General features: G+C 65.6%; 26 protein-coding genes and 2 tRNA genes. 19 read left to right on the plus strand and 9 right to left on the minus strand.

What is annotated here, in order from left to right:
- Positions 1–10 precede the first annotated feature (10 nt).
- The 5 genes from QX124_RS29950 to QX124_RS29970 are packed head-to-tail and all read left to right on the plus strand — an operon-like array spanning position 11 to position 4,609.
- Positions 11–1,261, plus strand: a complete 1,251-nt coding sequence (locus QX124_RS29950) for an ABC transporter substrate-binding protein (RefSeq protein ID WP_315780372.1) — start codon at positions 11–13, stop codon at positions 1,259–1,261.
- 10 nt (positions 1,262–1,271) lie between these two features.
- Entirely contained in the window at positions 1,272–2,144 is an 873-nt protein-coding gene (locus QX124_RS29955; protein ID WP_315799101.1) for a branched-chain amino acid ABC transporter permease, read from the plus strand.
- On the plus strand, positions 2,144–3,145 hold the full coding sequence (locus QX124_RS29960; protein ID WP_315799102.1) for a branched-chain amino acid ABC transporter permease: 1,002 nt from the start codon (positions 2,144–2,146) through the stop codon (positions 3,143–3,145). Before QX124_RS29955 ends, QX124_RS29960 begins: the two co-directional genes overlap by 1 nt.
- Positions 3,142–3,897 (plus strand): ABC transporter ATP-binding protein, encoded by a 756-nt coding sequence (locus QX124_RS29965; RefSeq protein ID WP_315739316.1) that lies wholly within the window; start codon positions 3,142–3,144, stop codon positions 3,895–3,897. The genes QX124_RS29960 and QX124_RS29965 overlap by 4 nt, the downstream gene beginning before the upstream one ends.
- Entirely contained in the window at positions 3,890–4,609 is a 720-nt protein-coding gene (locus tag QX124_RS29970; protein ID WP_315799103.1) for an ABC transporter ATP-binding protein, read from the plus strand. The genes QX124_RS29965 and QX124_RS29970 overlap by 8 nt, the downstream gene beginning before the upstream one ends.
- A gap of 20 nt (positions 4,610–4,629) precedes the next feature.
- Here QX124_RS29970 and eutC read toward each other — a convergent pair whose 3' ends face one another.
- Both eutC and QX124_RS29980 read right to left on the minus strand, forming a co-directional pair.
- Positions 4,630–5,421, minus strand: coding sequence for an ethanolamine ammonia-lyase subunit EutC (gene eutC / locus QX124_RS29975; RefSeq protein WP_315799104.1), 792 nt, complete (start codon positions 5,419–5,421; stop codon positions 4,630–4,632).
- Positions 5,421–6,806, minus strand: coding sequence for an ethanolamine ammonia-lyase subunit EutB (locus QX124_RS29980; protein ID WP_315799105.1), 1,386 nt, complete (start codon positions 6,804–6,806; stop codon positions 5,421–5,423). The genes eutC and QX124_RS29980 overlap by 1 nt, the downstream gene beginning before the upstream one ends.
- A 260-nt stretch (positions 6,807–7,066) precedes the next feature.
- Between QX124_RS29980 and QX124_RS29985 the strand changes: the two genes are divergently transcribed.
- Entirely contained in the window at positions 7,067–7,411 is a 345-nt protein-coding gene (locus QX124_RS29985; protein WP_315799106.1) for a Lin0512 family protein, read from the plus strand.
- Between the two features lie 1,132 nt (positions 7,412–8,543).
- Positions 8,544–9,548, plus strand: a complete 1,005-nt coding sequence (locus QX124_RS29990) for a glycerophosphodiester phosphodiesterase family protein (protein WP_315799136.1) — start codon at positions 8,544–8,546, stop codon at positions 9,546–9,548.
- Between the two features lie 58 nt (positions 9,549–9,606).
- Here QX124_RS29990 and QX124_RS29995 read toward each other — a convergent pair whose 3' ends face one another.
- From QX124_RS29995 to QX124_RS30005, 3 genes are all read right to left on the minus strand, one after another.
- The gene (locus tag QX124_RS29995; protein WP_315799107.1) at positions 9,607–10,947 is read right to left on the minus strand and encodes a TROVE domain-containing protein; all 1,341 of its coding nucleotides are present in this window, start codon (positions 10,945–10,947) and stop codon (positions 9,607–9,609) included.
- Between the two features lie 93 nt (positions 10,948–11,040).
- Positions 11,041–11,119 (minus strand) — tRNA-Trp (locus QX124_RS30000).
- A gap of 1 nt (position 11,120) precedes the next feature.
- Positions 11,121–11,197: transfer RNA gene (locus QX124_RS30005), tRNA-Ser, on the minus strand.
- Between the two features lie 1,140 nt (positions 11,198–12,337).
- Between QX124_RS30005 and QX124_RS30010 the strand changes: the two genes are divergently transcribed.
- Together QX124_RS30010 and QX124_RS30015 are read left to right on the plus strand one after the other, a co-directional pair.
- A complete protein-coding gene (locus QX124_RS30010) occupies positions 12,338–13,417 on the plus strand; it encodes an Acg family FMN-binding oxidoreductase (protein WP_315799137.1) in 1,080 nt (359 codons plus the stop codon).
- Between the two features lie 79 nt (positions 13,418–13,496).
- Positions 13,497–13,724 (plus strand): hypothetical protein, encoded by a 228-nt coding sequence (locus tag QX124_RS30015; protein ID WP_315739326.1) that lies wholly within the window; start codon positions 13,497–13,499, stop codon positions 13,722–13,724.
- A 2-nt stretch (positions 13,725–13,726) separates the two neighbouring features.
- Here QX124_RS30015 and QX124_RS30020 read toward each other — a convergent pair whose 3' ends face one another.
- Entirely contained in the window at positions 13,727–14,104 is a 378-nt protein-coding gene (locus QX124_RS30020) for a hypothetical protein (protein WP_315799108.1), read from the minus strand.
- 124 nt (positions 14,105–14,228) lie between these two features.
- On the opposite strand from QX124_RS30020, the gene QX124_RS30025 reads away from it, so the two are divergent.
- Both QX124_RS30025 and QX124_RS30030 read left to right on the plus strand, forming a co-directional pair.
- Entirely contained in the window at positions 14,229–14,933 is a 705-nt protein-coding gene (locus QX124_RS30025) for a glutathione S-transferase N-terminal domain-containing protein (RefSeq protein ID WP_315799109.1), read from the plus strand.
- Positions 14,930–15,910, plus strand: a complete 981-nt coding sequence (locus tag QX124_RS30030; protein WP_315799110.1) for an oxygenase MpaB family protein — start codon at positions 14,930–14,932, stop codon at positions 15,908–15,910. The genes QX124_RS30025 and QX124_RS30030 overlap by 4 nt, the downstream gene beginning before the upstream one ends.
- 30 nt (positions 15,911–15,940) lie before the next feature.
- On the opposite strand, the gene QX124_RS30035 is transcribed toward QX124_RS30030, so the two are convergent.
- On the minus strand, positions 15,941–16,345 hold the full coding sequence (locus QX124_RS30035; RefSeq protein ID WP_315799111.1) for a hypothetical protein: 405 nt from the start codon (positions 16,343–16,345) through the stop codon (positions 15,941–15,943).
- Positions 16,342–17,016 carry a hypothetical protein gene (locus QX124_RS30040; RefSeq protein ID WP_315799112.1) on the minus strand — a complete coding sequence of 225 codons (675 nt, stop codon included), beginning with the start codon at positions 17,014–17,016 and terminating at the stop codon, positions 16,342–16,344. Before QX124_RS30040 ends, QX124_RS30035 begins: the two co-directional genes overlap by 4 nt.
- 113 nt (positions 17,017–17,129) lie before the next feature.
- On the opposite strand from QX124_RS30040, the gene QX124_RS30045 reads away from it, so the two are divergent.
- Both QX124_RS30045 and QX124_RS30050 read left to right on the plus strand, forming a co-directional pair.
- The gene (locus QX124_RS30045; protein ID WP_315777445.1) at positions 17,130–17,720 is read left to right on the plus strand and encodes a histidine phosphatase family protein; all 591 of its coding nucleotides are present in this window, start codon (positions 17,130–17,132) and stop codon (positions 17,718–17,720) included.
- 119 nt (positions 17,721–17,839) lie between these two features.
- The gene (locus QX124_RS30050; RefSeq protein ID WP_315799113.1) at positions 17,840–21,139 is read left to right on the plus strand and encodes a DEAD/DEAH box helicase; all 3,300 of its coding nucleotides are present in this window, start codon (positions 17,840–17,842) and stop codon (positions 21,137–21,139) included.
- A 48-nt stretch (positions 21,140–21,187) separates the two neighbouring features.
- On the opposite strand, the gene QX124_RS30055 is transcribed toward QX124_RS30050, so the two are convergent.
- Positions 21,188–21,382, minus strand: a complete 195-nt coding sequence (locus tag QX124_RS30055; RefSeq protein ID WP_315780396.1) for a hypothetical protein — start codon at positions 21,380–21,382, stop codon at positions 21,188–21,190.
- Between the two features lie 219 nt (positions 21,383–21,601).
- Between QX124_RS30055 and QX124_RS30060 the strand changes: the two genes are divergently transcribed.
- The 6 genes from QX124_RS30060 to QX124_RS30085 all read left to right on the plus strand — a co-directional run bounded on the left by QX124_RS30060 (position 21,602) and on the right by QX124_RS30085 (position 26,992).
- The gene (locus tag QX124_RS30060; RefSeq protein WP_315739334.1) at positions 21,602–21,958 is read left to right on the plus strand and encodes an ArsC family reductase; all 357 of its coding nucleotides are present in this window, start codon (positions 21,602–21,604) and stop codon (positions 21,956–21,958) included.
- A gap of 312 nt (positions 21,959–22,270) precedes the next feature.
- A complete protein-coding gene (locus QX124_RS30065; RefSeq protein WP_315739336.1) occupies positions 22,271–23,026 on the plus strand; it encodes an ABC transporter ATP-binding protein in 756 nt (251 codons plus the stop codon).
- Positions 23,019–23,765: an ABC transporter ATP-binding protein gene (locus QX124_RS30070; protein ID WP_315799114.1), complete on the plus strand. Its 747-nt coding sequence runs from the start codon at positions 23,019–23,021 to the stop codon at positions 23,763–23,765. The genes QX124_RS30065 and QX124_RS30070 overlap by 8 nt, the downstream gene beginning before the upstream one ends.
- 92 nt (positions 23,766–23,857) lie before the next feature.
- Positions 23,858–25,081: an ABC transporter substrate-binding protein gene (locus QX124_RS30075; protein ID WP_315799115.1), complete on the plus strand. Its 1,224-nt coding sequence runs from the start codon at positions 23,858–23,860 to the stop codon at positions 25,079–25,081.
- Between the two features lie 77 nt (positions 25,082–25,158).
- Positions 25,159–26,022, plus strand: a complete 864-nt coding sequence (locus tag QX124_RS30080) for a branched-chain amino acid ABC transporter permease (protein ID WP_315739340.1) — start codon at positions 25,159–25,161, stop codon at positions 26,020–26,022.
- Position 26,023: 1 nt separating this feature from the next.
- The gene (locus QX124_RS30085) at positions 26,024–26,992 is read left to right on the plus strand and encodes a branched-chain amino acid ABC transporter permease (RefSeq protein WP_315799116.1); all 969 of its coding nucleotides are present in this window, start codon (positions 26,024–26,026) and stop codon (positions 26,990–26,992) included.
- Positions 26,993–27,000 lie beyond the last annotated feature (8 nt).

Below are 27,000 nucleotides of genomic sequence, written 5' to 3' on the forward strand. Positions count from 1 at the left end.
GGAGGAGATCATGCCAAACTACGAGACGAGGCTGCGACGCACAGGAATATCCCGCCGTACGGCGCTGATGGGGATGTCGGCAGGTGTCGCCACGCTCGCGATGCCGCGCCTGGGACGCGCCGCCGATGACACCATCCGCATCGGCTTTCCGACGCCGCTGACCGGCCCGTTCGCAGCCGAGGCCCGCGACCAGGTCAAATGCGCCGAGCTTGCGGTCAAGCTGGTCAACGACAAGGGCGGGATCGCCGGCCGCAAGGTCGAGCTCCTGGTGCGTGACGACAAGCTCAATGCCGGCGAAGCGGCGACGCGGACGCTCGAGCTGATCGAGAAGGACAAGGTCCACGCCATCGTCGGGGCGCTCTCCAGCGCCGTCCAGCTCGCCGTCAACGAGGTGACGCGGGCGCGCGGCGTGATCTACGTCTCGATCAGCCAGTCCGACACCATCAACGAAGCCAAGGATTTCAGCAAATACACCTTCCACGAGGCGCTGAACCCGCACATGACCACAGCGGCCGTGGCCCGCCAGACCATCAAGAAGGGCATGAAGGTCGCCCATCTCGTGGCCGACTATGCCTATGGCCATGAGATGCTGCGCGGCTTCAAGCGGGCGCAGACCGCGATTGGTGCCGAGAGCGTCGGCGAGATCCTGCATCCGTTCGGTGCGGCCGACTATTCGACCTTCATGCCGCGCCTGATGTCGCTGCGGCCGGACGTGCTGTGCATCAGCAATTTCGGTCGCGACCAGGCCAATGCGATCAAGCAGGCGGTCGATTTCGGCATCAAGCAGCAGATGAAGATCGTGGTGCCGGTGATCCTGCACAATCAGCGCCTCGCCGTCGGTCCCGACGTGTTCGAGGGCGTCGTCGGCGGCGCCAACTATTATTGGGGTCTCGAGACACAGAACAAGACCGCGGCCGAGTTCAACAAGGCGTTCCGGGCCGCCAACGGCGGTGCGATCCCGACCGACTACGGCGCCTATGGCTACTCCGGCGTCGGCTCGCTGTTGCAGGCGATGCAGGCAGCCGGCGGCACCGAGACCGATAAGGTCGTCGCGGCGCTGGAGGGACTGCAATACGATCTGACCAAGGGCCCTCAGCATTACCGCAAATGCGACCACCAGTCGGTGCAGTCGGTGCTGGTGCTGGAATCCAAGAAGAAGTCGGCGATGGCGAACGAGAACGACCTGTTCGCGATCGTGGCCAGCGATCCAGGGGCGGACGAGATGCTGCGAAGCTGCAGCGAACTTGGCCACCCGACCTGATCCTGATCGCATGGACCTCTCGCTGATCATCATGCAGCTGTTTTCCGGCATCGCCCTTGGGGCGGTGCTGGTGATCACTGCGCTCGGCCTCACCATCGTGTTCGGCATGCTCGGCGTGGTCAATTTCGCCCATGGGGCGCTGTTCATGATCGGGGCCTATGCCGGTCTGTATCTGGCATCGCTGACCGGCAGCTTCTGGTGGGGCTTGCTACTCGCGCCAATTCTGGTCGGCGCGTTCGGCATGCTGATCGAATTCGTCCTGGTCCGACGTCTGTATGGCCGCTCGATCGATGATCCATTGCTGCTCACCTTCGGCCTCAGCTACATCCTGGTCGAGGGCGTGCGCATCGTGTTCGGCAGCGACGGCATTCCGTTTCCAACGCCGTCCCAATTGATTGGCGTCGTCGATCTCGGCGTCGGCTTCTTTCCCAAATATCGTCTGTTCGTGATCGCGCTGGTCGCCATCGTGCTGCTGGTGCTCTGGCTGATGCTGGAGAAGACCCGGGTCGGCCTGATTGTCCGTGCCGGTGCCCGTGATCCCCTGATCATGCGCGTGCTCGGGGTCGACATCGGCAAGGTATGGCTCGCGGTCTTCGGCCTCGGCGTCGGCCTTGCCGCGCTCGGCGGGGTGCTGGCGGGACCCATGCGCAGCGTCAATCCCGAGATGGGAACGCTGGTGCTGGCGGAAGCCTTCGTCGTCACCGTGATCGGCGGCCTCGGCTCGATCGTCGGTGCCGTGGTCGCGGGACTGATGGTGGGGATCTGCATCAGCATGGTCGCGCTGTTCGCGCCCGAGATGGCCACGATCGTGATGTTCGCGCTCATGGCCGCGGTCCTGCTGATCCGGCCGCAGGGCCTGTTCGGCCTCAGGGGGAGAGCGTGATGATGGTGCAGTCGACCGGCGAAGCACCGCCGCTCCCTCAGGCGCAGCGCCTCTTCGCTTTCCTCGCGGATCACCGCGTGCTGGTCTCGCTGGTCGCGCTGGCGCTGCTGCCCTGGCTGCTGCCGTCGAAGGCGCTCGCCGTGAACGTCCTGATCTACGGCGTCGTGGTGATGGGCTACAATCTCCTGTTCGGCTACACCGGTCTGCTGTCGTTCGGTCACGCCGCATTCTTCGGCACCGGCGCGTATCTGACCGGAATCGCTATCGGTCGCTGGGGCCTGCCGTGGTTTGCCGCGGTGCCGGTGGCGATCGCGGCGAGCACGGCGCTTGCCGCATTGATCGGAACCATCTCGACGCGAACCCGCGGCATCTATTTCTCCATGGTCACGCTCGCGCTGGCGCAACTCGTCTACTACGTGGCGCTGCAGGCCTCCTCCTTCACCGGCGGCGAGAACGGACTGCGCGGCTTCACGGTCGACCATATCGGTCTGTTCGGCGCGCAGATCAACTTCCTCGATCCCGTGAACAAATATTACGTGCTGATGGCGCTCGCGGCGATCGCGATCTGGGTTCAGTCGCGCATCCTCAACTCGCCGTTCGGCGCGGTCATCGAGGCGATCAGGGAGAATGAGCAGCGCGCGCGGGCGTGCGGCTACGACGTCGAGCGCTGCAAGCTGATCGTGTTCATGCTGTCGGGCGCCATCTCCGCCGTCGGCGGCTGCATGTCGGCCCTGCATTTGTCCATCGTTCCGCTCGACATCCTGCACTACCAGACCTCCGGCATGATCGTGATGATGGTGCTGCTTGGTGGCGCCCGCAGCTTCTTCGGGCCGTTCGTCGGGGCCGCGGTCTTCCTGATCCTGGAGGACGTCGTGTCGTTGTGGACGCCGCACTGGCAGATCGTGGTCGGCGCCATCTTTGTCGTGTTCGTGCTGTTCCTGCCCAAGGGCATCTGGGGCACGTTCCTGGACGCGCTGCCAATCGCGAGGGAGCGGCGATGAGCACCGAGCTGTTGCGCGCCGACGGGATCGGCCGTCGCTTCGGCGGCTTCGTTGCGCTGGAAGGGATCTCCGTCGCGTTCGCGGCCGGCGAGCTGACCTCGATCATCGGCCCGAACGGGGCCGGCAAGAGCACCTTCTTCAACATCCTCTCGGGCACGCTGTCGCCGAGCAGCGGCACCTTGCGCTTCAAGGGCCGCGAGCTGAACGGCCTGCCACAGCATCGCTTCGTACATCAGGGCATCTCGCGATCGTACCAGATCACCAACATCTTTCCCGACCTGTCGGTCCACGAGAATGTCCGGGTCGCCGCCCAGGCGATGCGGGTGAGCTACGACATCTGGCGCAAGCGCGCCGATCTTGCCGAGCTCGGCGAACGCGCCGATGCGGCGCTCTCCGCCGTCGGCCTGATCGGCAGGCGCGGCGAGCTTGCGAAGTATCTGGCCCATGGCCAGCAGCGCGCGCTGGAGATCGCGATCGCGCTGGTGTCCGAGCCGGAGCTGCTGCTGCTGGACGAGCCGACCGCGGGCATGGGGCCGGAAGAGACCAAGGAGATGGTCGCGCTGTTGGAGCGGCTGGCGGAGAAGCGCACGGTGCTGCTGGTCGAGCACAAGATGAAGATGGTGCTGGGCCTGAGCCAGCGAGTGCTGGTGCTGCATCACGGCCGGCTGCTCGCCGATGGCAAGCCTGAGGACATCCGATCCAACCCCGACGTGCGCCGGGTCTATCTGGGACAGAGTGAAGGCTATGGCTGAGACCGCGTTGCTCGAGCTCGACGGCGTTCAGGCCTGGTATGGCGCCAGCCACGTCCTGCACGGCATCTCGCTGCGCGTGAACGAGGGCGAGGTGGTCGCGCTGGTCGGCCGCAACGGCGCCGGCAAGACCACGACATTGCGCACCGTCATGGGGCTGATGCCGAAGGCCGCGGGCCGCGTGCGCTTCGCGGGGCAGGATCTGCTGCCGTTGCCAGCGCATCGCCGCTTCCATCTCGGCCTGGCCTATGTGCCGGAGGAGCGCCGCATCGTGCCGGGGCTTTCGGTGCGCGAGAACCTGCGGCTCGGGCTCGTCGCGGCCAAGGCCGACATCGAGGAGCGCGCGGCGTTCGCCGAGATCGCGGAGACCTTTCCACGATTGAACGAGCGGCTGGATCAGGAGGGCGTCACGCTGTCGGGCGGCGAGCAGCAGATGCTGGCGATCGCGCGGGCCTTGATCGCGCGGCCGCGGATGGTTCTGCTCGACGAGCCCTCCGAAGGCATCATGCCGGTGCTGGTCGAGGAGATGGGCGTGCTGTTCCGGCGGCTGCGCGACCAGGGCAAGACGCTGCTCCTGGTCGAGCAGAACGTCGAATGGGCGCTGCGGCTCGCCGATCGCGCCGTCATCATCGATCAGGGCGAGGTCGTGCACGAGAGCAGCGCCGCGGCGCTGCTGGCCGACAAGGATATCCAGGACCGCTATTGCGCGGTGTGATGCTTCGGACTGCGCCGGCATCATGACGCGCCATCTCCATCCGGCGCCGGCAACTGCGGCAGCCGGGCGAGGCTGACGCCGGCAGCCTGGTGACGGAACATGCGTTCGAGCAGCTCGGCGGCTTGTCTCGCCGCATCCGCCGGCGCGAGCCCGCTTTGGCGGACATTGGAGATGCAGTTGCGCTCGGAATCGACGCGGCCGCGGCGCGGCATCCAGGTCAGATAGAGGCCGAGCGAGTCGGCGGCGCTCAGGCCCGGGCGCTCGCCGATCAGGATGATCGAGGCCGACGCGCCGAACAGCTCGCCAACATGATCGGCGAGCGCGACGCGGCCCTGCGAAGCAACGATCACCGGCGACAGCCGTCGGCCGGTTGCAGCCAGGCGCGGCATCAGCGCATCGAGCACGGGCAGGGCGTTGACCTGCACCGCGCGGCTGCTCAGGCCATCGGCGACCACCAGCACGATGTCGGCCGGCGCGCGCGGCTCCGACAGCAGCGCTTCCGACGTGGGCGAGAGCAGGCGGCCTGCGTCGGGGCGCTGCAGATAGGTCGCGCGATCGGCGGCGCGGCTGTGCACGGCAAGCGCCGGCCAGCCACGCGCGGTGACCTCGGCCGCAAAGCGCTCGGCATCGAACGGCTTCAGCACGGCATCGCGCGCTTCGGCATGGGCAGCCTGGAAGCCGAGATGTGCCGACGTCGGCAGGCCAGGACCGCAGCGTCCCAACGCGATCCGTGCCTCGGTGTAGCGTGACAGCCAGCGCCAATCGTCCGATGACGAAGTTGCCGGCGAGTTGCTCTCGTCGGAGCCGCTCATCACTTGGCCTCCAGCAGCGGCAGCGCCGGCATCAGCCGCGCCGGCTCGAAGCGCAGCTCGCCTTTGGCATCGCTGAGGCCGGTGGCCGCGAGCCAGGCCTCGAACTCCGGCGCCGCGCGCTTGCCAAGCACCTTGCGCACATAGAGCGCGTCATGGAACGAGGTGCTTTGATAGTTCAGCATGATGTCGTCAGCGCCCGGCACACCCATGATGTAGGTGCAGCCGGCGACGCCCAGCAGGGTCAGCAGCGCATCCATGTCGTCCTGGTCGGCTTCTGCGTGGTTGGTGTAGCAGACGTCGCAGCCCATCGGCAGCCCCAGCAGCTTGCCGCAGAAATGGTCCTCCAGGCCCGCGCGCATGATCTGCTTCCCGTCGTAGAGATATTCCGGACCGATGAAGCCGACCACGGTGTTCACGAGCAGCGGCCGATAGCGCCGCGCGACCGCGTAGCAGCGAGCTTCCAAGGTCTGCTGGTCGACGCCGCAATGGCCGCCGGAGGAGAGCTCGCTGCCCTGTCCGGTCTCGAAATACATCACGTTGCCACCGACGGGACAGCGCTGCAGGCCTTCGGCCGCGGCGAGCGCCTCGTCGAGCAGCGACAGCGTGATGCCGAAGCCGCGATTGGCCTCCTCGCTGCCGGCCAGCGACTGGAACACGAGATCGACCGGCGCGCGGCGCTCGATCGCCTTCAGCGCCGTCGTGACATGCGCCAGCACGCAGGACTGGATCGGTGCATGCGAGGCAAGCCGCAAGGTCTCGATCAAGTCGAGCAGCCGTACCATCGTGTCGACGTCGTCGCTTGCCGGGTTGATGCCGATCGTTGCATCGCCGACCCCGTACATCAGCCCGTCGAGGATCGAGGCCGCGACACCCTTGAGATCGTCGAGCGGGTGGTTGGGCTGCAGCCGCGTCGACATCCGGCCCGGCAGGCCGATGGTGCAGCGGAAGCGCGTCACGACCTCACATTTCGCCGCGACCGTCACCAGGTCCTGCAGCCGCATGATCTTGCAGACCGCAGCAACCATCTCCGGCGTCAGCCCCGGCGATACGCCGCTGAGCGCATCTGCGTCGGCCGCATCCGACAGCAGCCATTCGCGGAAAGCGCCGACCGTGAGGCTTGCGATAGGGGAGAACGCCTTGCCATCATGCTGGTCGACGATCAGCCGCGTGACCTCGTCGCTCTCGTAGGGAATGACGGCTTCGTTGAGGAAATGGCGCAGCGGCAGCTCGGCGAGCGCCATCCGTGCCGCGACGCGTTCGGCGGCATCCTGCGCGGCGAGGCCTGCCAGGACGTCGCCCGAGCGCAACGGCGTTGCCTTCGCAAGCAAGGTTCTGAGGTCGTCGAACCGATAGCGCGTGCCGCCCAGCGTGTGTGAAAAACCCATTGGTGCTCTCCTCAGCGGCTGCCGCGATCAGTCTCGGCGGCCCGGTCGATCACGGGGTTCGTCGGGATGGGGAGAGCGGAAGAGGACGTCATATCGAGGACCTTTCTCGGCACCGCGCAGAGCGGCATCATGCACGATATATGCCCGCATCCGATGACCATTTTGCCGCGCGTCACCGTCGATTTCGTGCGGGTTGCGTCGGCGGCGGCGTCGGCTAAGGTCGCGCGCCAAGCGACAACGCAACCCGAGAGGAACCTGACATGACGCGGATTCGCTGCATCACCGAGATGGGCATGGGCGTCGACGTCCATGGCCGCGACGCCACCAAGGCCGCCAGGCGCGCGGTGTCGGACGCGATCCGCCATTCCAGCCTCGGCTTCTTCCGCATGGTCGGCAAGACGCCGCAGGACATGCTCGTCGACGTCACCATCGGCGTTCCCAATCCGGAGGCTGTCGACACCGCCGCGGTCGCCAAGGAGCTGCCCTATGGCACGGTGACCGTGACCGCGGTCAAAGGCGGGCTGGAGATTCCGGCCGAGGCCGGCAGCGACGCCATCATCATCGCCAACGCGGCGGTGCTGGTCCATCTCGACGACTGCAAGTGACGCTCACGCGCAGGGGTCATGCGCGTGGCGTTCTGATATGAATGTCAAACAGCATGTCATCGCGATCCCGCGGCGCGTTGCGCGCCCGGGTGATGATCGTACGGTGTCCCTCTTTGAACAGAGGGCGCAGGGAAGGCCGGGTATCCGCTGATACCCGCGGCCCCCGTGCGTGAAGAAGTGCACGGGGCAGGAACCACAGGCTCAGCCGGACGATCCCGGCCTTCCCTGCGCAACGGTTTTCCGGCTTATACGTGCTCTCCTCGGGGACCGGGCTTTGTTGCCCCCGTCGCCTGCTGATCATCTCAGCCGGCTTGACCTCAGCATCGGGAGGCCAGGACCACACGATTTCGCCGGCGCGTCCTGCCGTTCGTCCGCACGGCAACACCATGCTGCGGCAGAGCTGCGCCCATCGCATCCCGCCTCCACGTTCGTGACGATCGCGAAGCGCCCCTCATGGCGAGGCGGGACAGGCGCAGTGTTTCATAGATTCCGAAAAAGCGAAAGGGAAATCTGGCCTGCGTTTGACTGACACCGGCGAACGCATTGAGAGCGTTGCCGGAAAAAATCTCCGGCGTGAGTCCGCGAGAGGCTGATCCGATGTCGCGGCTGCGACTCGCCGCGCGAATCCACGCCCTTTGAGTCGCCCGACGGGCAAGTTCCGTTGCTCGGGAGATCGTTCCGGGCATGGCGACACGACAGTTGCGTCCGTCCTTCGAACGCCATTGAACGGCCCGTGCGCGCAGGGTCAGCTCGAAATGAGTTCGCCGGATCGCGCCGGTCCAGCTCGTCAGGGCAGGCGGATCTCGGTTTCGCCATCGGGCCCGATGAGCGTCAGAACACCGGAAGCGCCCTCGCCATTGGCGAGATATTGATAGCTGTCGAGGGCATTTGCGTGGGGAATGCCGAGGAGTCCGGCAAGCTCCGACAATCAGTCTTCGGCGAACATGAATGGCTTGGTGGCGGACGACGCAACGACGCCTGCAGCAGCCAGCCGAAGTTCGGCGACGACCGTTCTGATGCAGGCTCGCGATCGGCGTGCCGGATGCAAGAATGCGTGATCCCCGCGGGAGAGCTTTTGCACCCACGAGGGATGGACGCAATTCGGCTCGAATCGTCACGGAATTGGCGGGGTATGAGCAGATTCTGGAAATGCGCCGGCGTGACGGCATTGCTGTGCGTCGGCTTCATGTTCGTCAACAACACCAGCTTGCTGGTGTCGAAGACTGCTGGACAGGCGATTGTTCTGGCTCATCGCGGTTTGTCGCAGCAATTCGATCGCACCGGCCTGGCTTCTGACACCTGCACTGCGGCGCGCATGCTGCCGCCGACGCATGAGTATCTCGAGAACACCATCGCCTCGATGCGCGCCAGCTTTCTGGCCGGCGCCGATATCGTGGAATTCGACGTGCACCCAACCACCGATGGCCAGTTCGCGGTGTTCCATGACTGGACGCTCGACTGTCGCACCGATGGCAAGGGCGTCACGCGCGCGCATGCGATGACGGCGTTGCGGCAGCTCGACATCGGTTATGGCTACACCGCCGATGGCGGGCGCACCTTTCCATTCCGCGGCAAGGGCGTCGGCCTGATGCCGTCGCTGGACGAGGTGCTCGCGACCTTTCCGGACAAGTCGTTCCTGATCAACGTCAAGAGCAATGATCCGGCGGAAGGCCGGCTGCTTGCCGCGGCACTTGCACCGATCGACGCTGCGCAACGCGGGCGGCTGATGGTGTATGGTGGCGATGCGCCGATCGCGGCGCTCAGGGCGGCGCAGCCGGGGCTGAAGGTGATGTCGCGCGGCATGCTGAAGAGCTGCCTGCTGCGATATATCGGATATGGCTGGACGGGGCTGGTGCCGTCCGCATGCCGGAACATGATGGTGCTGGTCCCGGTCAATGTCGCGCCGTGGCTCTGGGGCTGGCCAGACCGTTTCCTCGAGCGCATGGCACAAGGAGGAAGCAGCGTCTTCGTGGTCGGTGCCTATCATGGCGAGACATTCTCCACCGGACTGGATTCGCCGGACGACATCGCCCGGTTGCCCAAGAACTTCGCTGGGGGCGTGATGACGGACGAGATCGAAACGGTGGCGCCGCTCCTGAAGCGCGCTCCGCAAGGAGATCAATCGAGCCGGCCGTAACCGCGCAGCATGGGAAGGAGACCCGGGCGCGTCTGTGACGCGTCCGGGTCCGTTGTCGTCAGTGCAGGGTGGCGCCTCGCAGCGTCTCCTCCTGCGCCGCGATCCAGGCGATCACGGCCTCGGAGAAGCCGTCGACCCGCGTCCAGGGTCCGTAACCGACCCCGTGCTGGTACGACGCCACGTTGACCATGGTCCCGCGCGCCTTGGGCGACGGCACCGCATCGTGGCTCTGCTCGTCGGTGAAGACGATCAGGCGGTCTCCCTTGCGGTCGATCTCGCCGACCGCACGGCCGAGATAGGTCCCGGAATGCGGCTGCGACCCGAGGATCGCATCGCGCAGCGCAAAGCCACGGCGCGGCGGCACCTTCACGACCTTGTCGCTGAATGTGAAGATTTCCACCTCGTCGCAGACCTCGCAGGCGAGGATCGCGAGCCCGCACGCAGCCTCCGCGCGCGTCATCTCTGACTGCGCGGACAGCTTCGCGAACATCGATCCCGAGACGTCGATCAGGAGCCGCGTGCGACCTGGCAGCCGCGCGTAGCCCTTGATCGCGCCCAGCATCGCCTGCTCGAGCTCGGGCTCGAAGTCCAGCACATGCCGCGCTGCCGTGATGAACCGATACGGCAGGATCCTGTCCGTCCGCATCGTCTCGATCGCGGCCGCGATGGTTGCCCGCGGCACCCCGACCTCTCGCATCAGGCGCAGGTTGCGCAACAGCGCCAGCGCTCCGAGCCGCTTCTCGGCGAGCAGCCGCTCGAAGCTCGCGCGCTTGTCCGCGCCCTTCGACAGCGCGACCTCCCAGGTGTCGGGCGAGGGCAGCTCGCTTGCGGCAAGCTGCTTCCACACCGCCTCCTGGGCGGCATCCCTGGGCTTGGCGTGCACCAGGAACAGGACGTCGCGGAGCCGCACCGGTCCTTCGCGGTCATACTTCGCGAGCTGATAGGCGTCGAACTTCGTGAACGCCTTCGCCAGCCCCTTCTTGACCTGCGCCGACACCGGCTGCCGCCTGCGCTGCTGCTGCGGACCCAGCGAGTCCGCCCAGTAGATCGCGAGCAGCTCGGTCATCTCGTCCGGCCGCTGGATGATGCGCGCCAGCGTCTCGGCGACCAGCGCACGGTGCTCCGGCAGCCGCGCCATCTCGCGGGCGACGAGCAGCGGCGCGTGCCGCAGCTTCATCTCCTCGCGCGCGCGGACCGCGAGCTGCGCCGCCTCGCGCGGCGCGACCTGCGGCACCAGCGCCTTGATGCGCTCGGCGACCGACACGCCGTCCTCGTAGAACTGGTCCTCCCACAGCAGGCAGCTCAGCAGCGTACGCTGCAGTGCCTGCTCGGGCGCGAGCTGCCGGGACGGCGCACCCTCATGGGTGAAGGCGCGCAGGAACTTGTTGAGCCTGACCATGATGGCCTCCTCTCTGGGTTGATCTTGGTTGATGACGGGTGGAAGGGACGTCACGCGTGATCTCGTGCGGAGACCACGCGTCACAGATGACCACGCGCCGGGAACGGGCGAATGCTGAGCTCCGCTCCACTCGCGTGGAGCGGATAGTGCTCTGCCACTGAGCTACCGGCGCATGGAACGCCGGATGGGACTCGAACCCACGACCTCTCGATTAGCAATCGAAGTATCAGCACTCTTCACCACGGCACGTGGAAGAAGGTGGCGCAGCAGACGTCTGCGCCGCAACGATCTGACCGCCTGTTCGAAGACGATCAGTTGAGATGGATCACGAGCCGGGAACAGGCGACGGCTGAGACCCGGTCGCCGATGGACCGGACAGCGCTCTGACCTCTGAGCTACCGGCATGGCGCCGGGCGGGAGTCGAACCCGCGACCTCTGGCGTGGAAGGCGAAGTAACAGCCGTCTTCACCACGGCTCGTGGATGCGTTCGGCGGGGAAGGGGCGATGCTGTTGCTGCCCGCTTGGGCGCTCGGTTTCAACGAAGTAACAGACATCTTCACCACCGCCTTGGCCGCCCGGCGGTCGCCGAGTGGCGTTGATGGCATGCTGGGGAACAGGCGATCTCGGCGATCAATGACGCCAACGCAGGTCATCCGAAAGAAGAACAACCGAAACCCGCGACTCGACGGCCCTCGCATGGCCGCCTCCACGGTACGTGACGCCATAGGCGGGATTCGAACCCGCATCACCAATGGTACGAAGGAGCCGACACCTTCACCACCAGCAGCTCCCGGCCGCGAACGACCGGGAATTCAAATAGCTTGTCTGCGGCGCGCGTTTGCGCCGCATGTTGCGAGCTCCAAGGAAGCTCGCTCTGCCATCGCTGTCCGGCGTTGCCGCCTCGTTCCCTCCGACAGGCCCCGCGCGCTCGGGCACGCGCATCACCTGCGCGAGCCCCGGGATCCGGGTCTCCCGTTCCGGCTGACAGCCGGGACTTCCGTTGGTTTCGCCGTGCAGGCCGCTCGCGTGAGGGCAACAAAAAACCCTCCGGAGCGGCTGGCTCGGGAGGGTCCGTGTGATGCGGACTGTTGATCTTGCCTCAAGCAAGACCGCTCCCCCGAGCATGGCGTGCGCCATCCACCGGCATGACGCCGTTGGACGTGCGGATGAAGTGTTCGTAGCCGAAGGACATCGTCTCGCTCATGTTTGTCGCGGGCGCAGTCGCTCGCGAGGCCGCGGGACATACGCCGCTTTGTTGGGGCTGTCAACAGCGTGTCTTCGAACTTTTTTGCCGACTGCGGCGGCCTTGATCTGCAACAACGCGCCGATGCGATGCCGGCGTATTGTCATCTTTGGCTCGATTGCAGCGGAACATGCAGGCGTGTTTGCTATGAACCGGCGAACGGTATTGTTAGGAACGGGGAGCGCGATTGCTGCCGCCATGCTCGGCGCTGCATCCTGGCGCGCGATCACGGGGACGATGCACGACTATGAGACGTATAGCGCCCGACTGCGCGCGCCGCTGTCGCCCGATATCACTTCGGTGATCCGCTACGCGACGCTTGCAGCCAACAGCCACAACACGCAGCCCTGGCGCTTTCGCGTAGCGCAGGATGCGATCGAGATCATGCCCGATCCGTCACGCCGCACGCCGGTGGTCGATCCGGACGACCATCATCTGTTCGTCAGCCTGGGCTGCGCGGCTGTCAATCTCGCGATCGCCGCGGATGCGAGCGGCCGTCCGGGCGAGCTCAGCAGCGACGGCCGGACGGTCCGGTACAGCTTCACGAACGGCACGGCGCATGACGACGCGCGGCTTGCGGCAATCGTCCGCAGACAGTCGACGCGCGCGGAGTATGACGGACGACCGGTGCCGCCAGGCGATCTCGCCGCACTGCAGGCCGCGTCAACCATGCCAGGCGTCGATCTCGCGATCATCACGGCTCCCACCGCGATCGCCGCCATCCGCGATCTCGTCGTCGCCGGCAATGATGCGCAGATGCGCGATGCGGCGTTCATGCGCGAACTGAAGAGCTGGCTGCGGTTCAATCCGCGCAGCGCGATCGAGACCGGCGACGGGCTGTTCGCGGCTGCTAGCGGCAACCCGTCATTGCCGACCGCGCTCGGTGGCCTCGCCTTCGATCGGCTCTTCAATGCAGCATCGGAGAACGACAAATACGCGCGGCAGATTCGCTCATCGGCCGGTGTCGCCGTATTCACCGCCGAGCAGGCCGATGCCTCGCATTGGATCAGGGCCGGGCAGGCGTGCCAGCGCTTCGCGCTCGAAGCAACGCGGCTGGGCCTGAAGCTCGCCTTTATCAACCAGCCGGTCGAAGTGGCCGCGTTGCGGCCAGAGCTGGCGCGCGTGGTCGGAACGACACGGCGGCCGGATCTCGTGCTGCGCTTCGGCTACGGGCCGGCGCTGCCCTTCTCGCCGCGGCGACGCGTTGCCGATGTGCTGAGTTCATGAGTCGTTCCTGTCAATCTTGACGGATTTGCGACTCGGTGCATTGCTTCGCTGCATGTTCGAGAACACCCGATTTGCACGCATGAGCGACGGGCATTATTGCCTGGTGCGCGATCTTGGCCTGGTCAAGGGCGGCAAGGGCATGCGCCATCATGAGGTGGTGGTCGATTTCAGCTATCGCGGCATGAAGGTGTTTGCCAAGCAGGGCGCGTCGTCGCTGATGCGCCGGGTCGCGGCGAAGCTCGCGCAGCATGACGCCACGTCGAAGCTTCCGGCGCTGCTGCGCGTGCGTCTGCGCGAGCCGCAATAGCGTCAGCGCTTCCGCCGAAGCTTACCTCTCTGCGGCGTCGCGATCGGTCGTTTCGGGTCGTAGGGGCTGTTCGGATTGACGTCGAGCTCGACGTCGGTGACGCAGTATTGCGGCTGGCGGTGGCTGCGCCCCGAATGCCGGCGCCCCTGGCGCAGCTCGACCTCGCTGATGTCAGCGACATCGAAGCACTTCCATTGGCCGCCCGGCGGCAGGCCGCTGCTCGCGCCGCCCGCGAACTGGAACGCGAGCACGCGCTCGCGGCCGGCGGTGTGGCCGAGGATGATCGGGCAGATCGCGCGGGCGAAGCCGCCATACATGCACAGCACCTGCTGGCGTGTGATCATCGCCTGCATGATCAACTGGTAGGTCGGGCTCGGCATGCTGGCTTTCTGCACGATGCAGCAACATAAGACCGTCGGCCGCATGCGGTTCCGCATCGAACCTTGCAGCGGCGGCTCACGGGCTTAGATTGAGGCCTCAGCGACAAAGCGAGCAAGAGCCACGATGTCCGATCTCTCCAGCTTCCCGATCACGACGCGCTGGCCGGCGCAGCATCCCGACCGCATCCAGCTCTATTCGCTGCCGACGCCGAACGGCGTGAAGGTCTCGATCATGCTGGAGGAGACCGGCCTGGCCTACGAGCCGCACACGATCGATTTCGGCAAGGACGACCAGAAGACCGCGGAATTCCTCTCGCTCAATCCGAACGGCAAGATTCCCGCGATCATCGATCCCGACGGTCCCGGCGGCAAGCCGCTCGGGCTGTTCGAATCCGGCGCAATCCTGCAGTACCTTGCCGAGAAGACCGGACAATTCCTGCCGAACGATCCGGCGCGGCGCTGGCAGACGATCCAGTGGGTGCATTTCCAGATGGGCGGCATCGGTCCGATGTTCGGGCAGCTCGGCTTCTTCCACAAATTCGCCGGCCGCGAGTACGAGGACAAGCGGCCTTTGCAGCGCTATGTCGCGGAGAGCAGGCGGCTGCTCGGCGTGCTCGAGGCGCGGCTCGATGGCCGGCAGTGGATCATGGACGCCGACTACACCATCGCCGACATCGCGACGCTCGGCTGGGTGCGCAACCTGATCGGCTTCTACGGCGCGCGCGAGCTCACAGCCTTCGATGAGCTCGCGCATGTTCCGGCCTGGCTCGAGCGCGGGCTGGCGCGGCCGGCGGTACAGCGCGGGCTGGAGATCCCGCAGCGGCCGTGATCGTCGGCGAGGCCGATTTCGAACGTTGCATGGCCGAGCTGCTGTCCGCGCCGGCCACGCCGGGCGACGCCGTGCTGCCGTCCGACAGCGTGATGTGGCGCGTGCATCGCGAGGCCGCGCTGTTTCTCGGCGCAGGCCGCGCGCTGCTGTTGCAGCTCGCCCATCCCTGGGTGGCGGCGGGCGTTGCCGAGCAGTCGAAGGTGTTCGCCGATCCGCTCGGCCGTTTCCACCGCACCTTCGGCATCGTCTACACCATGGTGTTCGGCACGCGCGCGCAGGCGGTTGCCGTGGCGCGGCGGTTGTATCGGCGTCACGCCGCGGTCGACGGCGTCATGCCTGAGACGGTCGGACCCTTCGCCGCCGGCTCGCACTACCGCGCCAACGACGTCGACGCGCTGCGCTGGGTCCATGCCACCCTGGTCGAGACTGCGATGATGTCCTACGGCCTGTTGTGTCCGCCGCTCGGCGATGACGAGCGCGAGCAATATTGGCGTGAGGCGATGCGCTTCGCCGGTCTGTTCGGGATTCCGCATGAGGTGCTGCCGCCGGACTGGGGGGCTTTCAAGGCCTATGCGGCCGACATGATGGAATCGGAGACGCTGACGGTCAGCACGGCTGCGCGCGACATCGCGCAGCGCATCTTCTCGGGCGAGGCGACCCGGATCGCACCGCCGCGCTGGTTCACGGCGCTGACGGCCGAGATGTTGCCGGAGCGGCTGCGGCTCGCGTTCGCGCTGCCCTATGGCGAGCGCGAACGCCGCAGCGCCGCGCGAGCTCGAGTCTGGTTGCCGCGCGCCTATGCGGTGCTGCCGGAGAGATTGCGCACCGTCGGCCCTTATCAGGAGGCGATGGCGCGCATCGAGGGGACGACGTGTCCGCCGTTCACGCGGCTGCTCAACCGCGTCTGGATCGGACAGCCCAGCATGAGCAGCCCGTTCGAACAGCGTGCAGAACGTGCGCGGAGCGGGACGATCTGAGCCCAGCGCGCTTGCGGCCGCGACGACGGATCACGGCCGTGGAACGAGCTTGAGCGTGACGCCGCGAACCTCCTGCGGCGTCGGCGCGCGGCTGCCGCCGGGTTGGCTGATGCTGAGACGGATCGACAGCCGTCCACTCTTGATCGCCTCCTTCGGCACCGGAAGCGCGTAGGTGCCGGCCTCCGCACCAGTGCGAAGGCCGAATGGCGAGATGGTCCCGAGCGGCATCCCGGACGCCGTCGTCACCGTCACCTCCTGGCCTCGCCCCAGTGCGCCCAGGCTGATCTCGACGACTGGAGCGTCGCTCGCATCCAATGGCCGCGGCAGGACCAGATCGATGGCTCTGAACGGCTCCGCCGCCAAGGACGAGGCCGGCCGCAGCACGGCACATAGCAGCATGGCGCAGGCCCGCAGCGCGGCGCGCCTCCCGTTCATGGGCGCAGCGGTCCGACCGAGAGCGCTTTCAGCGTCGGCGCAGTGCCGACGCCGCCCGAGCGCACGACGCGGATGCTCAGGGGCTGGTTGGGCGCGGCCCGCAGGGCGGAGAAGGCCTCCCGCTTGGTCGGCAGCGGCACCGCGAAGGTCGCATCCACGGTCATGGCCATGCCCGGCATCATCGATCCGAAGAAGGCGATGGTGCCTGCATAATATGGGCTGTCAGCCGTGACCTTGGTGACGTTGGCGGGCGCGTTCACCAGGACGTCGAACTCGCGCACAGTCGAATAGCCGCTCGGGCGGGGCAGCGTGATCTGCGCCATCAGCGGCTGCGGCCGCGCTGCCGCCAGATGCGCGTCGAGCGCATCGCCGGGGATCCTCACCGTGCCCACATTGGCCTTGACCGAGCCCTGCTGCGGCTTGGCCTGCGGCGCCGAGGCGACCGCGGGCGGATTGACGATGTCCTCACCGAAGCCCGGCGCATAGTCGTAGTCGAAGCGATCGGTCGATATGTAGTCGCCCGCTTTGCTCGGTCCGACATAGCCGCCTTTGCCATCGGCGTAGAACAGGAACGGTTCGTCGGAGAACGTCTTCAGGTCGGCGCCCTGCGGCAGGTAGGGAAGCTTGAGCCGCTGCTGCTTGCGCGTCCAGGCATCCCAGAGCCGGTCCAATGCTCATCTGAAATGAATCCTGGTTGGAAAGATCTCATGATGCGGTCCCACGATTGCAATCTCAAGTGGCAATTCCGTTTGGCGGCCGTATGATGCCACCTGAGAGGTTGCCGATGAACGCGCTGACGCTGCTGATCATCCGTCATGCCGAGAAGCCTGACGGCGACGCGACAGGTCCGGGCCTGACCCACGAGGGCAAGCCGGATTCGAAGTCGCTGGTCATCTTCGGCTGGGAGCGGGCAGGGGCCTGGACGGCGCTGTTCGGCAGCGGCTTGGGCGGCGCGTCCTATCCGACGCCGCAGGCGATCTACGCCGCCGATCCCGACAGCAGCAAGGACGGCTCCGACCCGAGCCGCCGGCCCTATGAGACGGTACTCGAATTGGCTGCGCGCGTCGGTCTCGCCAAGCCGGATACGTCGTTCGCGAAGGGAGAGGAGGCTGGGCTGGTCGAAGCCTTGCTGGCGCTGTCCGGCACCGCGCTGGTGGCGTGGGAGCACAAGGCAATCATCTCCGATATCCTGCCGCGTCTGCCGGTGAGCAACGCCGGGCAATTGCCGCCCCATTGGTCGGGCAAGCGGTTCGACGTCGTGCTGCGCTTCGATCGCGCCGCCGGCGAGGCAGATTTCAAGTTCACGGAATTGTACCCCTGCCTGATGCTAGGCGATTCCAACAAGCCGCTGCAGAGCGACCCGAAGGACGAGTGAGCCACTGAGCGCCTCGCCGGAGATATCCCCAGGCTAGAAGGGGCGGCGCGATGCTGCCGCCCGGATCATGGTACATCGATCCGTGGGACGCGCGATCGCGTGCGTCAGGTCTCCATGCAATGCCGCTTCCTTTCAAAAAGCCCCAGGCCATCCGCTCCTTCTTCAGCCATGCTGCCTTTCAGAAGGCGGAGCACCTGCAGCTTCGCGGAGGCGTTCTCGATCTCGAGATCAGCGAGGACGGCCGGGAGCTGGCGGCCTCGGTGCAGGGATCGCAATCCTGGCCGTACGAGGTCGAGATCGAGCTGGCCCGGGATAAGCACGGTCGTTTGGATGTCTCCGGGAGATGTACCTGCCCGATGCAGCACAACTGCAAGCACGTCGCGGCGGTGCTGCTGGAAGCGATCGAGCCGTCCCTCGAGGACGACGTGGACCTGAGGACACCGGCAAAGACGGCGAGGAAGGCGAGCCCGCTGGTGCTGCCGCCGGAGATCGCCGCCTGGCTGGACAAGATCGGCACGGTCAGCCGTGGCGACACCTATCCTCCCGAGGTGAGGCAGAGGTTGATCTATGGCGTGCAGCCCCATTCCGAGTCCGGAGGCGCTGCCTATCCGGTCGTCCGGCTGTGGTCGGTCCGGCTGCGCAAGGACGACAGCTTCGCCGACGTGTTCTCGAAAGTCGATCAAGTGCGGGGAGGCGCCGGGCGGGCGCCGGCATTCTACCGCGACAGCGATATCGACATCACAGCGCGGCTCGGACATCAAGTCTATCTCGACGGACAATGGGCGTTCCGGATCGGCTCTGCCGCGCTGCTGAAGCGAATCGTCGAGACCGGCCGGGCGTATTGGCGCGATCATGCCGGGCCGCTGCTGCGCTGGGGCGACAAGCGCGATGGCCGCATCGAATGGCAGCCGGTCGGCCTGAAAGGCATCGGCGCAAGGCTCGTGGTCGACGGCGTGCTTGCTCTGCATGCCGAGCCGCCTGTCTATGCCGAGGAGACACGCGGCATCGTCGGGGAGGTCGATCCGGGGATCGAGCCGCGAACGGCGTACCAATTGCTGAGTGCGCCAACGCTGCCGAAGGCGCTGATCGGCGAGGTCTCCCGACATCTCAGCCAGCGGCTGCCCTCGCTGGATAGCGCCCTTCTGCCGTCGCGGCCGACCGAGGTCGTCGAGATCGAGGCCAAGCCGACGCCCATCCTGCATCTGCGCCGCGGACCCTATCCGGGCTATGGCTTTCGCGGCGTCCACACCAGCGGGCTTCCACTCGGCGTGGTCCGCGCGGGCTTCCGTTACGGTCCGATCGAGATCGAGCCCGACAGCGGTGGCAATGAGGTGGAGGCGTTCCAAGACGGCCGGGTGCATCTCGTCACCCGCGCCAAGGCGGACGAACGAAAGTCGTCCAAACGGCTGAGCGAGCTCGGCCTGGTTCCACTCAGAAAGGTCCAGACCTACAGCTTCGGCGGTCACGCGGACGATCTGACCTTCGAGGACGAAGGCCGCTGGCTGCAATTCGTGCATCTCGAGCTCGATGCGTTGCGCGAGCAGGGGTTCGAGATCCGCATCGATGACGACTTTCCGTACCGGCTGGCGGAGTCCTCCGGTCTCGTCGACATGGAGATCGAGGGCTCCGGAATCGACTGGTTCGAGTTTGGCTTCAAGATCGACATCGATGGCCGGCCGCATGACTTGGCCGAGCTGCTGGCGCGGCTGCTCGCGCAGCCCGGCATTCTCGATGCGCTGTCCGAAGCCGATGCCGAAGCCAAGCACATGTATGTGCCGCTGCCCGACGGACGGCACCTGGCGCTGGCGGCCGGCCGCTTCCTGCCGGTTCTGCTGGCGCTGCAGACGATGCGGCTGAGCGGCGGCGGCTTGGATGCGTCGGGCAAGCTCAAGCTGTCTCGTGCGCAGCTCGTGCCGCTGCTGGCGCACGATCCGGGCGCATTCAAGGGCCCCGATGATCTGCGCCGGCTCGCGGATCTGGTGCGGCAGCATCGGCCGGATGAATTGAAGCTGCCGGCCGGCTTCACCGCCACGTTGCGCCCCTATCAGCGGCAGGGCGTCGCCTGGCTCGATCTCCTGCGGCAGGCCAACCTCGGCGGCGTGCTGGCCGATGACATGGGCCTCGGCAAGACCGTCCAGGTGCTGGCCCTGCTCGCGCTCGAGAAGGCGCGCGGCGCGCTGGCGAGGCCCGTGCTCATCGTCGCGCCGACCAGCCTGATGACGAACTGGTTCAACGAGGCAAGCAAGTTCGTTCCTGACCTGAAGGTCCTGGTGTTCCACGGCGCCGCTCGCAAGGAGCTGATCGCGCAGATTTCGGAGCACGACGTCGTGCTCACCACCTATCCGCTGATCGCGCGCGACCATGAGCTCATCCTGGGACGGGACTGGCACATGGCCATTCTCGACGAGGCGCAGACCATCAAGAATCCCAATGCCGCCACGACGCGCTGGCTCAATGCGATCAAGGCCAGCCACCGCTTCTGCCTGACGGGCACTCCGATGGAGAACCATCTCGGCGAGCTCTGGTCGATCATGAGCTTCGTCAACCCCGGCTATCTCGGCGACAAGACCGCGTTCACGCGCAACTGGCGCACGCCCATCGAGAAAGAAGGCAATGCGATGCGGGCGGCGGCGCTGACCCGCCGCGTCAAGCCGTTCCTGCTGCGGCGGACCAAGGAGGAGGTTGCGTCCGAGCTGCCGGCCAAGGTCGACATCGTGGAGACCGTCGCGATCGACGGCAAGCAGCGCGATCTCTATGATTCGATCCGCGCGGCCATGGCGAAGAAGGTGCGCAAAGCCCTTGACGAACGTGGTCTCGCGCGCAGCCACATCGTCGTGCTCGAAGCGCTGCTGCGGCTGCGCCAGGTCTGCTGCGACCCGCGGCTGGTGAAGCTCGACGACAAGGTCGAGCGCCCCTCGGCCAAGTTGGACCGGCTGATTGAGATGGTCGAGGAACTGCTCAGCGAGGGGCGCAAGATCATCATCTTCTCGCAGTTCACCTCGATGCTCTCCCTGATCGAGGAGCGTTTCGAGGCGGCTGACATCGCCTACGAGCTGCTCACGGGCGACACCCGCGATCGCAAGCGGCCGATCGAGGCGTTTCAGAGGGGAGACAGCCCGGTGTTCCTGATCAGCCTGAAGGCCGGCGGAGTCGGCCTCAACCTGACGGCAGCCGATACCGTCATCATCTACGATCCCTGGTGGAATCCTGCCGTCGAGGCGCAGGCGATCGACCGGGCGCATCGCATCGGCCAGGACAAGAAGGTCTTCGTCTATCGCCTGGTGACGGCCGGGACGATCGAGGAGAAGATCGGTGAGCTCAAGCTGCGCAAGCAGGCGCTGGCTGATTCACTGTTCGATCGCGAGGGCAATATCGGCAAGGCGCTGACGGAGGAGGATATCGCTGCTCTGCTGTCTTGATGTCGGGTGGAGATGCGTGGCGGCCAGCATCCGTCAACTTGAGTGCGGTCAAGCCAGCGCGATACGCTCACGCGACTCCTCGACCCAGGCATGGGCGGCGAACCATTCATGGTAGATGCGGCAGTGCGGGCAGTAGGCACGCGAGAAGAACACGGGCATGCGCTGAAAGCGCGCGGCGTCCATTTCCATCCCTGTCTCGATGCTACGGCCGGTCTGCGGACAACGTACCATGATCTTGCCCATTCGCGGTCTCCTGTTCGTGGGCCAGATACGCCGGGGATGCGAAGAAAATGTAATGCTCAGCCGACAGTTTCGTGGCAAAGGTCGGAGTGAATTCCGACCGCGGAACGAGTGGCGTCCGCCGCATCAAAAGCGGGTGAATCGCACGGCAAAATGCACGGCCGATTGTCGCAACGTGGGACATCCGCCGCGGTCGGACACGATTGTTTGAGGACGCGTGGCATGAGCATCACGATCTACGGAATCAAGAACTGCGACACGATGAAGAAGGCGCGCGCCTGGCTCGACGATCACGGCGTCGCTTACCAATTCCACGACTACAAGACCGCCGGAATCGACAAGGCTAAACTCAAGGCATGGAGCGACGAGCTCGGCTGGGAGGTGCTGCTCAATCGCGCCGGCACGACGTTCAAGAAATTGCCCGACGCGGACAAGGACGGACTCACCGAGAGCAAGGCGATCGCGCTCATGCTGGCGCAGCCTTCGATGATCAAACGCCCGGTGCTCGATCTCGGCGGCCGCCGCGTGGTGGGCTTCAAGCCGGATCTCTATGCAAAGGACCTGAAGGCCGCGAAGTAGTTGGAGACGATCATCGCTGCGCCGTCTCGCGGGCCGCGCCGCCGCTTTGGCAGCGCGCGCGTGTGGGAAAATGCCGGTGGTATGATTTTCTATGTCAGCGGGAAATTGCAGGCGATTTCAACGCAAGGTGCGTCGGTCGCCTTGCGACGTCGTTGCCCAGCTTTCCGCCTTGCCTAACTCCCTCGATTGACGGCATATTCCGGCGCGAAGCGGTCGCGGGTGGCGGCGAGGAATCGTCCAGTCGTCCGGCAGAGCCGCCGTACAGGAAGAAGCGAGGGCCAGGCGCTGAAGGCGCCGGCTTGGGGGGAATCTTTGGCTGACGAGTTCATTCTCGAGACCCACGGATTGACGAAGGAATTCGCGGGATTTTTTGCCGTTCGCGATGTTTCGCTCAAGATCCGCCGGGGCACCATTCATGCGCTGATTGGCCCGAACGGGGCCGGCAAGACGACGTGCTTCAACCTTCTGACCAAGTTCCTGCGGCCGTCGGCCGGCAAGATTCTCTATAAGGGTCAGGATATTACGGCGACGGCGCCCGCCGACGTGGCGCGTCTTGGCCTGGTCCGCTCGTTCCAGATCTCGGCGGTGTTTCCGCATATGACGGCGCTGGAGAACGTCCGCGTCGCCCTGCAGCGCCAGCATGGCTCGTCGTTCGATTTCTGGCGCTCCAAGAGCGTTCTGAACCGCTTCAACAACCGGGCGCTGGAGCTTCTCAACGACGTGGGCCTCAGCGAGTTCGCCAACATTCCGGCGGTCGAGATGCCGTATGGGCGCAAGCGTGCGTTGGAGATCGCGACCACGCTGGCGCTCGATCCGGAGATGATGCTGCTGGACGAGCCGATGGCCGGCATGGGCCACGAGGACATCGACAAGATCGCCGCGCTGATCAAGCGCATCTCCGCCAAATACACGATCCTGATGGTCGAGCATAATCTCAGCGTCGTCGCCAACCTCTCCGACACCATCACCGTGCTCACGCGCGGCCAGGTACTGACGGAAGGGCCGTATTCGGAACTCGCCAAGGACGAGCGCGTCAAGGAAGCCTATCTGGGGGCCGGACATGCCTGAGGTGATGACGGCCAAGACGCCCACCGCTGGCGCTGTGACCAGCACCATTCTCGATGTCAAGAATCTCGAGAGCTGGTACGGCGAATCCCACATTCTCCACGGCATGAACTTCAACGTGAATGCCGGCGAGGTCGTCACCCTGCTCGGGCGCAACGGTGCCGGCAAGACCACGACCCTGAAGTCGATCATGGGAATCATCGGCAAGCGCACCGGCTCGGTCCAGTTCAACGGGCGCGAGCTGATCCGCATGACCTCCGACAAGATCGCGCGGCTCGGCATCGCGCTGTGTCCGGAGGAGCGCGGCATCTTCGCCAGCCTCGACGTGCGCGAGAACTTGCTGCTGCCGCCGGTGGTGCGGCCGGGCGGGCTCACGCTCGACCAGATCTTCGAGCTGTTCCCGAACCTGAGGGAGCGGCTGAAGAGCCAGGGCACCAAGCTGTCGGGCGGCGAGCAGCAGATGCTGGCGATCGCGCGCATTCTGCGCACCGGCGCCAGTTTCCTGATGCTGGACGAGCCGACCGAGGGTCTCGCGCCAGTCATCATCCAGCAGATCGGCCACACCATCGCGCGGCTGAAGAAGGAAGGCTTCACGATCCTCCTGGTCGAGCAGAACTTCCGCTTCGCCTCGACGGTCGCCGACCGCTACTACGTGGTCGAGCACGGCAAGGTCATCGACGGTTTCGCCAATGCCGATCTGTCGGCCAACATGGATAAGCTGCATACTTATCTCGGCGTCTGACCGGCGCCGGCGACGTTGACTTGGCGGTTTCCTCCCGCGGTCTTCTCTACGGTCTTCTTGGCAGTTTTGTTGGAAAGTTCTGGAAGTTGGAAATGAAGAGCAAATTCATCGCGTCATTGCTGCTGGGAACGGCGCTCACTCTCGCCGCTGGCAGCGTCGCTTCGGCCGGCGACAAGACCGTCAAGATCGGCGCGCTGTCCGATCAGTCGGGCCTATATGCCGATCTCGGCGGTCCCGGCTCGACGCTCGCGGCGCAGATGGCGATCGAGGATTCCGGCCTCACCGCGAAGGGCTGGAAGATCGATGTCATCTCCGGCGATCACCAGAACAAGCCGGATATCGGCACCGCGATCGCGCGGCAGTGGTTCGACGTCGACAAGGTCGACGTCATCGTCGACGTGCCGAACTCGGGCGTGGCGCTCGCCGTCAACAACGTCGTCAAGGAAAAGAACGGTGTCTACATCAATTCGGGCGCCGCGACCTCGGATCTCACCAACGCGCAGTGCTCGCCCAACACGGTGCACTGGACCTACGACACCTACATGCTGGCGCACACCACCGGCCAGGCGCTGGTCAAGGCGGGCGGCTCGACCTGGTTCTTCCTGACGGCAGACTACGCCTTCGGCGCCGCGCTGGAGCGCGATACCACGGCGGTCGTCACCGCCAATGGCGGCAAGGTGATCGGCGGCGTCAAGCATCCGCTCAACACCTCCGACTTCTCGTCCTTCCTGCTGCAGGCCCAGTCGTCGAACGCCAAGGTCATCGGCCTCGCCAATGCCGGCGGCGATACCACCAATACGATCAAGCAGGCGGCCGAGTTCGGCATCAATAAGGGCGGCCAGAAGCTTGCCGCGCTGTTGCTGTTCCTGACCGACGTCAAGTCGATCGGGCTCGACATCGCGCAGGGCCTCAACTTCACCGAGACTTTCTACTGGGACATGAACGACCAGACCCGCGCCTTCTCCGAGCGGTTCGCCAAGCGGATGAAGAACGGTGCGCCGCCGACCATGGTCCAGGCCGGCGTCTATGCCGGTCTCGCGCATTACTTCAAGGCGCTGGACGCGCTGGGCGAGAACCCGCACGACGGCACCAAGATCGTCGACAAGATGAAGTCGATCCCGACCGAGGATACGCTGTTCGGCAAGGGCGAGATCCAGCCCAACGGCCGCACCATCCACACCGCCTATCTGTTCGAGGTCAAGAAGCCCTCGGAGTCCAAGGGCCCGTGGGATCTCTACAAGCTGGTCGGCTCGGTGCCGGGCGACCAGGCCTTCACGCCGCTCGACAAGAGCGCGTGCGCCTTGTTGAAGAAATGAACCGCTGTGGCTCCGGCGGCTGACGTCGCCGGGGCCGCCATCTTCTGGGAAACGCCGAGAGAAAACAGAACAAGACGATGCAGGCCCTCTACGCACAGCTCCTGGTCGGACTGATCAACGGCTCGTTCTACGCGCTGCTCAGTCTCGGGCTTGCCGTCATCTTCGGCATGCTCAACATCATCAATTTCGCCCATGGCGCGCTCTACATGATGGGCGCGTTCTGCGCCTATTTCCTGCTCAACCTCGGCGGCATCAATTACTGGTGGGCGCTGCTGCTGGCGCCGATCATCGTCGGCGTCTTCGGCATGATCCTCGAGCGCACCATGCTGCAATGGATCGCCGGGCTCGACCATCTCTACGGACTGCTTCTGACGTTCGGACTGGCGCTGATCATCCAGGGCGTGTTCCAGAACTTCTTCGGCTCGTCCGGCCTGCCTTATGCGATCCCGGATCAGCTCCGTGGCGGCATGAATCTCGGCTTCATGTATCTGCCCGTCTATCGCGGCTGGGTCGTCATCTTCTCCCTGGTCGTCTGTCTGGCGACCTGGTTCCTGATCGAGCGGACCCGGCTCGGCGCCTACCTGCGCGCCGCCACCGAGAATCCGACATTGGTGCGGGCGTTCGGCATCAACGTGCCGCGCATGATCACGCTGACCTACGGCCTCGGCGTCGGGCTCGCGGCCCTCGCCGGCGTGCTGTCGGCGCCGATCAACCAGGTGCGGCCCCTGATGGGCGAGCACATCATCATCGTGGTGTTCGCGGTGGTCGTGATCGGCGGCATGGGCTCGATCATGGGCTCGATCATCACCGGCTTCCTGCTCGGCGTGATCGAGGGACTGACCAAATATTTCTATCCCGAGGCTTCCAACACCGTGGTCTTCGTTCTGATGGTCCTGGTGCTGCTGGTGAAGCCGACGGGTCTGACCGGACGGGCGGCCTGACATGACATCCATCACCGACACGACCCTGCCGATCACCCCGCGCGCGATGCGCGACGAGATGATCGTGTTCGTCATCATGGCGGCGCTGCTGGCGATCGTACCGTGGACCGGGCTGTACCCGTTCTTCGTCATGCAGGCGCTGTGCTTCGCGCTGCTCGCCTGCGCCTTCAACCTCCTGATCGGCTATGGCGGCCTGCTGTCGTTCGGCCACGCGATGTTCCTGGGAACGGCCGGCTACTGCAGTGCCCACGCGCTGAAGGTGTGGGGGCTGCCGCCCGAGCTCGGCATCTTCACAGGCGTCGCCGGATCGTTCGTCCTGTCGGTGATCACCGGCTACATCTCGATCCGCCGCCAGGGCATCTATTTCGCGATGATCACGCTGGCGCTGTCGCAGCTGCTGTATTTCATCTATCTGCAGGCGCCGTTCACCCATGGCGAGGACGGCATCCAGGGCATTCCCCAGGGGCGGATGTTCGGCATCCTCGACCTGTCCAGGCCGACGGTGCTCTATTACGTCGTGCTGGTCGGCTTCCTCGCCGGTTTCCTGCTGATCTTCCGCACCATCAACTCGCCGTTCGGCGAAGTGCTGAAATCGATCCGTGAGAACGAGCAGCGGGCGATCTCGCTGGGTTACAAGACCGACCATTACAAGCTGCTCGCCTTCATTCTGTCCGGGACGCTGGCCGGCTTGGCTGGCGCGTTGAAGGTGTTCGTGGCCCAGAACGCCTCGCTGACCGACGTCGAGGTGGCGATGTCCGGGCAGATCGTGCTCATGACCCTGGTCGGAGGGCTCGGCACCGTGTTCGGCCCCGTGGTCGGCGCGTTCGTGATCGTCGGCATGCAGCAATATCTGTCCGGCTTCGGCCAGTGGGTGACGGTGATCCAGGGCGTGATCTTCGTCGCCTGCGTGCTCACCTTCCGCCGCGGCGTGGTCGGCGAAATCGCCCATCTGTTCAAACGATCCCTTTAAGCCGTTGA

Origin of the sequence: Bradyrhizobium sp. SZCCHNRI3043, assembly GCF_032377735.1 — a bacterium.
Lineage (GTDB): Bacteria > Pseudomonadota > Alphaproteobacteria > Rhizobiales > Xanthobacteraceae > Bradyrhizobium.